This window comes from Sphingobium sp. B11D3B, assembly GCF_025961735.1.
Taxonomy (GTDB): Bacteria; Pseudomonadota; Alphaproteobacteria; order Sphingomonadales; family Sphingomonadaceae; genus Sphingobium.
Genome location: NZ_JAOQOF010000001.1, coordinates 223,464 through 235,717, shown reverse-complemented (window position 1 = coordinate 235,717; position 12,254 = coordinate 223,464). Strand labels below are relative to the sequence as shown.

At 59.2% G+C, this 12,254-nt stretch carries 8 protein-coding genes; 4 read left to right on the top strand and 4 right to left on the bottom strand.

Going from position 1 to position 12,254, the window contains the following annotated elements; all coding sequences use genetic code 11:
• Nucleotides 1–6 precede the first annotated feature (6 nt).
• Together M2333_RS01130 and M2333_RS01125 are read right to left on the bottom strand one after the other, a co-directional pair.
• Nucleotides 7–666: a response regulator transcription factor gene (locus M2333_RS01130; protein WP_264610581.1), complete on the bottom strand. Its 660-nt coding sequence runs from the start codon at nucleotides 664–666 to the stop codon at nucleotides 7–9.
• Nucleotides 667–776: 110 nt separating this feature from the next.
• A complete protein-coding gene (locus M2333_RS01125) occupies nucleotides 777–2,858 on the bottom strand; it encodes a sensor histidine kinase (RefSeq protein ID WP_264610580.1) in 2,082 nt (693 codons plus the stop codon).
• 523 nt (nucleotides 2,859–3,381) lie between these two features.
• Here M2333_RS01125 and M2333_RS01120 point away from each other — a divergent pair.
• The 4 genes from M2333_RS01120 (at nucleotide 3,382) to M2333_RS01105 (ending at nucleotide 9,884) form a co-directional block, all read left to right on the top strand.
• Nucleotides 3,382–3,984, top strand: coding sequence for an RNA polymerase sigma factor (locus M2333_RS01120; protein WP_264610579.1), 603 nt, complete (start codon nucleotides 3,382–3,384; stop codon nucleotides 3,982–3,984).
• Nucleotides 3,981–5,081: a FecR domain-containing protein gene (locus tag M2333_RS01115; protein WP_264610578.1), complete on the top strand. Its 1,101-nt coding sequence runs from the start codon at nucleotides 3,981–3,983 to the stop codon at nucleotides 5,079–5,081. Before M2333_RS01120 ends, M2333_RS01115 begins: the two co-directional genes overlap by 4 nt.
• A 157-nt stretch (nucleotides 5,082–5,238) precedes the next feature.
• Nucleotides 5,239–7,758: a TonB-dependent receptor gene (locus M2333_RS01110; protein WP_264610577.1), complete on the top strand. Its 2,520-nt coding sequence runs from the start codon at nucleotides 5,239–5,241 to the stop codon at nucleotides 7,756–7,758.
• A 113-nt stretch (nucleotides 7,759–7,871) separates the two neighbouring features.
• A complete protein-coding gene (locus M2333_RS01105) occupies nucleotides 7,872–9,884 on the top strand; it encodes an Atxe2 family lasso peptide isopeptidase (protein WP_264610576.1) in 2,013 nt (670 codons plus the stop codon).
• Here M2333_RS01105 and M2333_RS01100 read toward each other — a convergent pair.
• Together M2333_RS01100 and M2333_RS01095 are read right to left on the bottom strand one after the other, a co-directional pair.
• A complete protein-coding gene (locus M2333_RS01100; protein ID WP_264610575.1) occupies nucleotides 9,846–11,603 on the bottom strand; it encodes an asparagine synthase C-terminal domain-containing protein in 1,758 nt (585 codons plus the stop codon). The genes M2333_RS01105 and M2333_RS01100 overlap by 39 nt on opposite strands.
• Nucleotides 11,600–12,250 (bottom strand): lasso peptide biosynthesis B2 protein, encoded by a 651-nt coding sequence (locus M2333_RS01095; RefSeq protein ID WP_264610574.1) that lies wholly within the window; start codon nucleotides 12,248–12,250, stop codon nucleotides 11,600–11,602. Before M2333_RS01095 ends, M2333_RS01100 begins: the two co-directional genes overlap by 4 nt.
• Between the last annotated feature and the right edge of the window lie 4 nt (nucleotides 12,251–12,254).

Here is a 12,254-nt window from a genome sequence, read left to right as displayed (position 1 = left end):
ATTAATTCAAGAATGCGGAGCGGTGTCGAGGACACCGATCTGATCAAGCTTGGTTGCCAAATCGAAGACCGAACTTACGCTCATCTTCTGCATGACGCGCGAACGGTGTACCTTGACGGTATTCTCAGATCGATCTGTCAGCCCGGCAATCTGTTTGTTGAGCAGGCCGGCAGCCAGATATCCCGCTACGTCACGTTCCGCTGGGGAGAGGCGGTCAAAAGCCTCGCGAATCGCTGCCAACCCGACGGCATCGCAACGACTTCCCGAAGCCTTTTCATAGGCGCCGTCGACTGCATCGATAATCTGCTGATCGCGAAAGGGTTTGACCAACATATCATGAGCACCGGCCTTCATAATTCTGACCGCATCGACCACCTCGGCCGTACCGCTGATAAACACTACCTCGAGGCCTGGCCTCGGCAATTCCAACCGTTCCAACAAACGCAGACCACTCATACCGGGCATGCGCATGTCGAGAATGAGAACGCCCTCGGGATTAACGACAGCCCCCAAAAAGCAGGAGGCGCAATCATACGCGGCCACCTGATAACCCACAGAGGCGAGCAATAGACTACAAGCATCTCGCATCGTGATGTCGTCGTCGACGACATAGACTGGCAGGCCCTGCTTCCCGGCAAAATCGCAGGACGGCGTCGTGTTCGTCATCTCCAAGTTCATGTCCCCTCCCGGCCTTAACCATTGGCCAATCCGATGTGAGATCGTTAATTAACAATTAACCTTGCATATGGCGTCAGTGCTATCGATTTTTGGATGTATCAGGCGGCCCCGGACACCGACCGCTCTATTGCTGCCCTGCTCGGCAGCTCAAAGCAGATCATCGTCCCACCGCTGCCTCGCCGCTCCGCTCTGATGCGACCTCCCATTTTATCGACAAGAGTATTGCAGATGAGAAGACCAAGACCGGTTCCGCCGCGACGATGCGCTGGAGCATCGACCTGCGACCAGGCTTGAAAAAGCGCCGCGATCTGATCGGCGGGAATACCGATACCCGTATCCCTCACCGTGAACTCAAGGTTGCCTGGCCGGTCGGCCCGCGAGATGCGAAGATCGACCTGGCCCTCATCGGTGAAGCGAATGGCGTTCGCGAACAGATTGTCCAAAATCTGTTGCAGACGCATTTTGTCAGCCTGCATTTCACTTGGCACGTCGGCATCGATTGACCACAGCAGCGAGAGGTTTCGGTTCAATGCGGACTCCCGATGGTCCGCAACGACCTCTTCGATTAAATCTGCCAGCAAAAATGTTGAGGGCGACAGACTTAGCACGCCTGCTTCAAGCTTTGAGAATTCAAGCATTTCTGAAAGCATTCGCGTGACCCGTTGGCCATCCTCGTCCAGCCGGGACAAATATCGCCGCTGCTCCTCGGGGAGCCTTTTCTGACGGCGAAGAGCACTGGCAAGAAGCGTCATACTGCCAATTGGCGCGCGAATCTCGTGACTGATGCGGGCAAGGAAGAGGATTTTCTCGTCGGCCACCCTAGCCTTTTCTTCTGCCAGCGTCAGGACGCGTTGGCGATGGCGATGGCGGAGCGCTAAAACACCAATCAAAAGAAGGACTATGACGCTTCCCGCAACGGCGATAATAATCAACTTCTGATCTTGTGCACGCTCGCGCTCCCGTGCGGCTTTGAGATCCCGATCCAGGCCGATGCGCTGCGCTTCATTTTCAAGCGCTGTCATTCGGGTCTGAAACGCTTCCGCCTGGAACGCCCTGTCGGCCTTATCCTGCTCATCTCTCGCTTTGGCTGACGCCTCCATAGCCGCGTAAGCACCTGCACTGTCCCCAAGAGCCGCAAGGGCTTTCGCCTTTGTATGGATTTCCTCCGGGAACGGGTTTCCCAGATTGATTTTTCGGACTTGCTCAAGAAACGCGAGCGCTTCGCGCGGCTGCCCCTTTGCAAGTGCCAGTTCCGCTTTTGCTTTCAGATGACTGGCCAACAGTGGCTCGGCCTGGCTCCGCAGGTCGTTCGAACGATCGCAGTGCCGCTGCGCCAAAGCAAGCTGCCCTAACTGGACATAAGCGCGGCACAAATTCGAATGCACGACCGTCATGATCGCGGAAGGCATGTCTACACGTTCTGAATTAGCGAGTACCCATTGTGCCGCTGCTACAGACTTTGCCGGTTCGTCCGCCCAATAATGGGCGAGCGACATCCTCACGGCAACAATGGCAGCTTGAAAATCCTGGCCATTTTCCTGGTACCAACGCTGTGCCTCTTCGTAGAGTGGCTGGGCCATCTCCATCATTTGTCGATAGGAGACGACGTCCGCCAGAGCAGCGGCATTCTCAGCACGCAGATTCTTCCTGCTGGCTCTCGAGCTTAAAACATAACCGTTCGTCAGATCGGAGAGCGCTTTAGATGACTCGTTAAGGATGTCATAGGTTCTTCCCCGTGCGTTGAGGATACAAGCTTGCTCGTCGATATCTGCAGAGCCGCGTAGCATGGTCGAATAGGCAATAATTGCTGCTCGCATATCTTCCGTACTGGTCGCGCTATTTGCCAGAGCCAGTTGCAAATCCCGATAGCTTGGCGCCTGTCTGCTTTTTGCGAGCGCGAGGCCCTTGCGAGCTGCCTGCTGAACACCCTCGGCTTCGTTAAGATCATAATGTGCGCCAGCGAGAACCGAATAGAGCCAGGCGCCGCGTTCTGGGTTCAGCCGGCCATCTTGCAAGGCCTTCAGTTCCTGCTGGATTGCCACAATAACCTTGTGCGGCTGAGCGCCGACTTGCGCGCGAAGCCGCTCAATCGAGGCGGGCGCCGGTCGCGCCCAGCAATAAGCTTGCGCTTCCCCTCCTTGCAGTCCCAAGACGAGGAGCGCGAGCGTCAAACGCGCCATCCAGCCCCACATTCGATATGGTGGTTTTGCGCGACTGGACCACCGTAATTCTTCTTTGTTGCGCGGCGCGCCAGTCGAGTCGCGCGCATGCCCAAGACCACGTCGGTCTCGACGAAAGCAAGCAATCTCGCTGACCAAATCTATGATATGTTCCGACAGCCCCACAGTCTCCAGCCCCACCCTCTCTGCTTCTGAATGTCCCATTTTTGGATACTTGCATACAAAAAGTTAACCTCTTTAACTTTTGTTAACAATAAGAGGCGGCGTGGCAGCAGGTATATTCCGAAGCGAAATCGTTATGTTGCTCTATCGCCTGATTTCCGCCATTCTTGCTAAAGCGCGGACGAATAGTCTGGCCATCGCCCGTGCTTCACTTGCGCCAGGCATTATGAACGCCGGTCCATGAAGGGACAGGCGGCTGTACCGGGCAAGGCTTCCTTCAGGGTTGCCGAACGGCGGCAAAGCTCTGGAAGTACAAAGGCCGTTTTCGGCTTTCCTGTGCTGTTGCCGGGGATCATGTCACGTGTCATCCGCACCGCCGTTCCGCGGCAGTCGCCCGCCATTTTCTGTCTCATCCGCTGCTCACAGATGCCCAGTCGACCCGGCCAAAGTCGTTGATAAGGGGATTTCGGCACGCGACCTTGATGAAACGTTTCGCGCGGAGCACGGTCCCCTCTTGCGCTATCTTCGTCGCTGCGTCGGCCATGACGCGGCGCCGGATCTTGTACAGGAGGTGTTTGCTCGCGCTGCCGGGAGCAGGCAGGCACCCTATCTCGCCAACCCGGCCGCTTTCGTGCGCCGCATTGCACGAAATCTGCTGATTGACAGGGCGCGCCGCCGCAAAAGAGAGCAGAGTGTCGTTTTTTATTCTCTCGACGAGCAGCAGGACATCAGCGCTCCGCCGGAGCAGGAAACCGCCCTTCAAGCAGTCGAGCTGATGCGCACATACCAGCAGGCGCTCGATGCGCTGCCGGAGAAGACACGAAACGTCTTTCTCATGAGCAGGGACGAGGAAATGACGTACGGCGAAATCAGTGCAGCACTCGGAATCACCGCCGCAACTGTTCAATATCATATGGTGCGCGCGATCGCATTTGTTGCAGCGGCTATGAAGGATCATCGATGACGGACGAGCATTGGTCCCCCTGCCGATCATTCTCGCCAGCAGAGACCGGAGCAGCGCAGTGGTGTGCACGCTTGCGGCAAGCGCCATCGGAGAAGATGCTGAGCGACTTCAAAGCTTGGATCGATGCGACCCCGGACAATGCGGATGCCTTCGCAAATGCGATGTACGTCGCGCCAATGTCTCGCGACGCGCGCACGCGCATAGAGACTCTGGTGGGCCGGACCTTTCCAGCGCTCCAACGCACGCGCGGCCAACCCCAAAGAGCGATGATGCCTACCTCGTCTCCTTCTTCCCAAGCGCAAACGATCACCGGACCATCCGCTACGCCGCGCTTCTGGATGGCTGGAGCGGTAGCTGTGTGCGTTGCGGCAGTCTTTTTGATGGTTGGGCCTCAACCTTATTCGCTGCTGCCGCAGTTTCTGACATTGGCTCATGCGGAGACCTATGAGACGGGCCATGGTGAGATACGCGCCATTAAGCTGCCGGACGGAACCCATCTCACGCTCGACAGCGATAGTTGCGTTGAGGTGTTGACCGATCCTCATCGTCGTACGGCTCGGCTGCGCAACGGGCGCGCACGCTTCGCTGTCATGAAGGGTCTACGCCCGTTCACGATCTCGGCCGGAAAGGGCGACGTCGTAACAGATCACGGCACGATCGACATGGGAATGGATGATGGGGCGATTGTCGATCTGCGGTTGCGATCGGGCAGCGCGCGTCTGATCACCCACCAAGTCAAGTCGCCAGCCAGTCGGGAGCCGATCGAACTCGAAATCGACAAAGCGTTGATGGTGCCTGCCAATGGCGATGCCCCCAAGGTCGTGAGTATGCCATTGGCCGACACACGCGACTGGCCGAGCGGATGGGTCGAGTATCGAACCGTTGCCCTTGGCGCTTTGGTCCGGGAAGCCAATCAATATGCGTCTGTGCCAATCCTGTTAGACGATCCCCGTCTCGCGAAGCTTAGCGTTTCGGGCCGCTTCCAACTCACCCGAACGGAAGTATTCGCACAACGGATCGCTCAACTGTTCGGCCTGTCGATGGTTCATCGCGGCGACGGCATTGTTTTGCAGGATGGAAAAAAATCGCCTGAGTGACTGACGACATGCGCACAGCGTGCGTCGAACCCCTGAGAGGAGCGAGCCGTCCGGCATGCGCTCCTGATCATGAGCTGATCAGCTCAGCATCAACAAGGGGAAAATCATGGCAGGGAATAGATTTCGTGGAGCGTCAGTATGGCTGGCGGGTTCGGCAATGGCGATTATGCCGCTTCCACAGTCTGCACATGCCGAGCAGACGTTCTCGTTCCACTTGCAGGCGCAGGATCTGGGCGACGCTCTCCGCAGTGTCGCAACGAAGGCTGGCTGGGAGCTTTATGCGCCCGCCGTCGTCGTGAACGATGTTCGTGCGCCAAGGCTCGTCGGCAAGTATACGCCTCGACAAGCCATTGAGCGGCTTCTGGTCGAAACCTCCCTACGCGCGCAGTTTCGCGACCGTGCAGTAATCATCCGGGCGGCATCCAAAAAGAACAAATTTGCGGAGGCCAGCGACGACCCGTCCGATATTCTCGTGACCGGAAGCCTCATTCGGGGCGCTGCTGTTTCATCTCCCCGCATCACCCTCTCCCGGACGGACATTGAACAGGCCGGACAGACCGATCTAGGTGAGGTGGCACGCGCAATTCCCCAGAACTTCGGCGGGGGTCAGAACCCTGGAGTCGGCTTTGGCGCGGGGCAGCTCAATACCAATCTCAATTCTGGTGCGCATCTCAACCTGCGGGGACTTGGCGCGGACGCGACACTTACCCTTCTCAACGGTCATCGCCTGCCTTACGACGGGGCATTTGGTGGCGTCGACATTTCCGCCATCCCGGTCGAGGCCGTCGAGCGCATCGAGATCGTGCCGGATGGCTCTTCCGCTCAATATGGGTCGGATGCGGTGGCCGGTGTAGCTAACGTCATCCTCCGGAAGGACTTTTCGGGTCTGAAAACATCAGCGCGGCTGGGCAGCTCGACGGATGGCGGCAATGTTCAGCAGGGCATCGATATGGTTGGCGGCACGAGCTGGTCGTCGGGCAATGTTATGGTCGCCTATCACTTCGCACACAACAATGCGATCCGGGCACGGCAACGCGATTACACGGCCAGTCTGGCGCCGGAAAACTCTCTCTATCCGTCGATCCGCCAGCATTCGGTGACGATCTCTGGACGACAGACGATCAGTCCAAGCATTGAAGTACATCTTGATGGCCTCTTCAGCGACCGGCACTCGATTATCACCGGTGGCAGTCAGGGAAGCGCAGGTCTGACCTCCACCCGCTACGCACCAACCGCCCAATCCTATGCCGTCATGCCGCAGATCGATGTCGATCTCGGCGGTCGGTGGATGGCGCGGGCGTCGCTCTCTTACGGTCGCGATGACAGTCGCTACAATACTTTGATCAGCCCGCCAAATTCGGCAGTGAGCGCCACTACCGGATGCTATTGCAATACGGCGCTAACGACCGAACTTGTACTCGACGGCCCGCTGCTGACCTTGCCGGCCGGAGATGTCCGCATCGCGCTTGGCGCAGGATATCGCTCGAACAGCATGCGCTACTCGCGCTTTCAAAATAATGCGTCGGTCGCGGCCTTTGATGTCAGCCGCAAGAGCCATTATCTCTTCGGCGAGGCCGAGCTTCCTGTCATCGGGCCCGAGCAGCACCTGCCCCTGCTTCACCGTCTCACACTCACGGGCGCGCTACGCCATGAGGATTATCCGGGGATGGCGAAGGTGACGACGCCCAAGCTGGGCCTTGTGCTGGAACCCTCTCGCGACCTGGCCTTCAGAGGCTCCTGGGGTCGATCCTTCAAGGCGCCGACGCTCTATCAGCAATATGTCGGCTATGAAGCCTACCTTCTGCCAGCAGACTGGTATGTCCCGGGTCAGGCTGGCACGATCTTCTATGCCAGTGGCGGCAATCCCGATCTGAAGCCCGAGCGCGCGCGCAGCTGGTCCGCAGGCGTAGATCTCCATCCCCAAAGTCTGGAGGGCTTCCACGTCGCAGCGAGCTATTTCAACGTTCGTTATCGTGATCGGGTGGCGAGGCCGATTGCCGGTTCGATCGCATCGGCTTTCAGCCAGCCTGGCTATGCCAGCCTGCTGAATTACACGCCCACCGCCAGTCTGCTCAATGGACTGGCGGCAAACGCGCTCTACGGCCTGACTAACTATGCCGACGATCCGTTTGATCCGGCACGCGTCCACGTCTTCGTCGACAATCGGAACCTCAATCTTGCAAAGCAGGACATTGAAGGGATTGATATCAACACGGGCATGCGACTGCGCGTCGGGCAAGATCAAAGCCTCAGCATCACAACCTCTGCGACCTATTTAAAAAGCAGCCAGCAGCTCACTGCCCTTCTCCCACGCACCGCGCTTGCGGGCATCATTTTCAATCCACCGCACTGGCGCGGACGCATGGGAGCGAGCTGGGAGACGCCGGGCGTCACATTGTCGACCTACGCGAATTACACCGGCAGCGTTACGGACGACCGTTTTAAGCCTACGGCCCGGGTTGGCTCCATTTTCACCGTGGACCTCGCGGCGCGGATCGGCATCGGGCGAGATCGGTCCGGAGCCCCTGCCCTGACGATCGCCGCGGTCACCAACAACCTGTTCAATGCCAAGCCGGACATCATCCGGGTCACCGGCGCAACGGACACGCCCTATGATAGTACGAATTATTCGGCGATCGGCCGCTTTCTGGGACTGACCGTCTCGCGGAGCTGGTAATGCTCGCTATCCTCTCGTTGTTGGCGGCTCATACCGCCAGCATTTCCGCAACCCAAGCAGACCCCTGTTCCGCTTTCGAGACGCCAGCAGAGCGCCTTCCGGCGACTCACGCCATGACCGCAGTCGACCTGGCAACACTGACCGACTTCGGCAGTGCTCACCCGTTCGATACGGAGAGCCCGTTCAGTCTATCCCCGGACGGCCGCCATATTGCGCTGCTCGTGCGGCGCGCCAATCCGCTCACCAACAGCTTTTGTCAGCGGCTCCTTGTAATTGACCGTGCGGCCACGCGCGACGCTGTGGAACTGGATCGGGGCGGGGATCTGATCCGTCCTCTCTTCGATTTGCGCAATCTAGCGGCGGTGCGCGCGGGCACTGCGCAAGTCATCACCCCGCGTTGGTCCAACGACGGCTCGCAGATCGCCTTTTTGAAACGGATCGGGGACCGCACGCAGATTTGGGTCGTTTCCTCCAATGGAGGTGCGGCCTTTCGCGCAACCGACCTCGATTTCGAGATCGAAGATTTCAGATGGGCGCGTGATGGGCAAGGTTTCATCGTTCAGGGACGGCCGGATCTGGCGAAGGCCGAAAAGGCCATCGACGAAGAGGGTAGAACCGGATTTCTCTTCGATGCCCGTTTCAGCCCCATGATGTCGGATCGTCCCTTCCCGGTGGGTCATTATCCGACGCGGTATCTGCGTGTGGGCTTTTCAGATCAGATCGGCAGCGACGCACAGCCTGAAGACATTGCCTTGTTCGAGCCTTCGGCCGATCCGGACAAACCGGTTGAAGCGATGCGTTTCACGGCCGACCGGCGGGGCAATCGCGCCTGGCTCGAGAAGCGGGATCGCTCTCTCCTCTTGTCTCCTTCCCAGCTCATTGTCCGTTGGAAGACCGGATCTGCCACCATGTGCGTGACGAAAAGCTGCCAGGGCATTCAGCGCTTGTGGTGGATGGACGGACGCGAAGCCCTTCTGTTTCTCTCCAGAGATGGATGGGGCGCGAGCCGCTCAACGCTTTATCGATGGGACAAAGGCGCAAAATCGCCGATCTTACTCATGAGCACGCAGGATGCGCTGGTCGGCTGCATCCTGAATGCCAACACGCTGATTTGCGCGCGCGAGGGACAGCGGCAACCCCGCCGTCTTGTCGCCACCGACGTCGCCACGTTGCGGGACCGAGTCCTGTTCGACCCCAACCCCCAGATGGCCAGTGTCCGCTTTGGAACGGTGCATCGGCTGCAGTTTCGCAACGCTCTGGGCATGGAATGCTTCGCGGATCTGGTGCTGCCGCCTGATGCGAGACTGGGCACAAAGCTGCCAATGGTCGTCGTACAATATAATAGCCGGGGATTTCTGCGTGGCGGGACAGGCGACGAAGTGCCGATCCAGGTCCTGGCTGCGCGCGGCTTTGCCGTCCTGAGCTTCGAGCGCCCCTTTGGCGTACCCCAGACGATGAACGCCAGAAGCGAACGCGAATATCGGGATCTGGCACGCACGGACTGGATCGACAGACGCAGCGTTCAGTCGGCGCTTGAAGAGGCCATTCGGCAAGCTGTTGCCACGCAGTGGATCGATCCAGACCGGATCGGCATTTCGGGCTTCAGCGAAGGCACGACGATGACTCAATGGGCGCTGATCAACAGCCGGCTCTTCAAGGTCGCTTCACTGGGTGTGTGTTGCGAGGACCAGGTGGCCCTGCCGCTCAACGGCGGCATTGGCTATGAGGATTATCTCCGGGAGATGGGCTATCCCTTGTTCGATGCCGATAAGTCCGGCTTCTGGACGCCGCTTTCCTTGGCCCGGAACGCCGGCAAGATCGATGTGCCGATCCTCGTGCAGACCAGCGACGATGAGTATGAAGCCGGTCTCGATGTCCTGCAGGCCTTTCGGGAGCGTGGCAATCCAATCGAGCTCTATGTGTTCCCGGATGAGCCGCACATCAAATGGCAACCCGCCCATCGGCTCGCCATGTATGAGCGCAATGTCGACTGGTTCGCATTCTGGCTAAAGCGAAGCATGGATTGCGCGCCGGAAAAGCGGCCACAATATGCGCGATGGCAAGCCATGCGCGGCGCGCCCGATCTCTCAGGTCAGTGTGTCGATCGCGTTCGGGATCGACCTTGAGCGTACCCAGGCCTCGGCATCGGCAAGATCCAGAAGTCGATAAAAGAGCGGGCTCCTGCTCGCATGAGGATCGGCCAGAAGCTGTTCGATCGCCATCGGATCGATGATCTGGTTTTCGCGGAGATGACCATCGAGGAGGAGCTCACGCAGTTTCGGTCTGCCGGCCTCGAACACACACGCCGTAAGGCTGTCAGGGCCGGCCTTGGAGGTTCTGTGCGTGACCTGCCGAGGCAGGAAGCCGCTGAACGCACGGCGAGCAACGGAACGGTTGATTCCGCCGGCGCACCATTGCCAGCTTGATATCCGCAGGCAGGTCTCGACGATTGGCTGCGCGAGAAGGGCCGGGTAGGACGCAGGAAATGCGTTTCGATCGTGCCCCTCGACGGAGTTCTGGATGCGCTGCAGCAAGCGGACATGCGCTTTTTTCCCTGGGAGCTGTCCGCCAGCTGTCTCCATATAAGGCGTCAATGGCAGCGTTTGGGCAGCCAGACCGCGCCTGGGATCAAGCAAAGAGAGGTCTGGTTCGGGCCAAAGCGCAGCGTCCCGCGCGCGCAGCAAGTCGAATGTCGCGTGCAGCATTGTCGGCACATCGCATTGTGTCACCCGGCACATGTCGAGCAGGGTCGTCCAGACCGACGACAGACGCTTTTCCTGTCGCCAACGATCGACCACTGGCGCGGCGGAATGGAGGAAACAGAAGACATTGTCGCCGCCATTTCCGGTGAAGATTGCATCCGCCCCCTCTTTCTCGATTTCGCTCGCGAGGGCTTGGTCCAGCTCCTGCAGAAAGGCGCGGCCGACCGGGCGGGGCAGATGAGACGCGCTGGACCGCCCAAGATCGATCTTCTCAGCACGATAGTGACGTGTTGTCAGCGGCGCGCCCACGGCGCTCGCCATCGCATCTGCATAGCGGCTTTCATCACCACTCGCGTCGGCCGTCGCCATGGTAAGGCAGGTAAAACGATGCCGTCCCCGCGCGAGCGCCGCACAAACGATCGAAGAGTCCAGACCACCCGACACGGTGACGACGATCTTGCGATAGCCCGTCGCTAAAGCGTTGATCGATGCGAAAACGGTCTCACGCAGCAGCGCGACCGCCTGATCCGGCGGGATCGCCAGATCGGGATGCACGAACCTCCAGGGTGTCCACAGCATCCGCGCGTCGACGTCTGGAGCATGCAGTTTGCGCGCCGAGCCTGGCGCCAGTTCCGAAACTCCCGCGATGCAACTGTGCTGGCGACGCACGTTGGGCCATTGCAGATGCTCATGCAGACGATCCCAATCCACCTTGGACACATCGACCCCCGCTTGGACAAGCGTTTGAAGATCCGATGCCCAAACATGATGGGTCTCTATTTCAGCCTGATAGCAAGGAAGAAGGCCGGAGGGGTCGCGCAAAATGAGATAGCCCCTCGCCTCCTCGCTTTGCAGAACTGCGACATAGGCACCCCAATGATGTTCCATCATCGCCGCGCCGCCGGAGTGAACCAGGCTATCCGTCTCTAAAGCGGAGAGAGTATCGACCGGCTGACAGGTCTTGCGTGAGAAGAGCCGACCAATGATCGCACCGCTGTCGTTCGGAAGCCAAAGCAGCTTGTTGGGATCGCTGCACCATAGAGACGCTGAGCCCGCGTGCAGGGACGGCGCCTTAACGGCAGCGATCTTAAACGGTGGTTGCCCGGCCTTGCCGACGCTGAGCATGAAGCGCAGCGCGCTCACAACACGAAGATCGGCGTGAAGCGCGCCACCTCTTCAGGACTATCATTGAGGACGATATCGTCCGTCTGGACCCAGGCGTGCGCAGTGAAGGGAATGCCCCTCACACCCAATACAAGATGGACCCTACACCCCTGAGCAGCAAGCTGCCGAACCAGCGCGATCGAGCGGGAGAGGCAGCGATTGGCTGGCGTGCGAACAAGCTTGGCATGTTCAAAGGCCCGTACAATTCTGGCTGGAACGGGGTCATGGATGAGGGCGATTGCGGGCCGATCTTCGGGCCACTGCAGCGAGGCGATCACCCAGCCAAGTCCTTCGCGCTCAAGATCCTTTTGAGCACGGATTTGCGCAAAGACAGCCTTCACCGCTTCCATGACGCTAGCCTCGGCGCGCAACATATCTGCGGCCCGCGACGGCAATAGGGGCTGGGCCGGCAAGGAAACTGTGTCTGTTTCGGCCGAACACAGAACCCCCCGGGCAATCAGGGTCGAAACGGCCTGCTCAGAATAGAGGCGACCATCAATAGCCGCCTGGAACGCCGCTTCGAGATCGGCGCTCAACTGAAAATAGCGGTCCTGGTTCACATCCAGGAAGATGAGGCGTGGCCCTGCCTGACAGTAGAAGATGCCAGGGGCCGTGACGCAACGCATGATG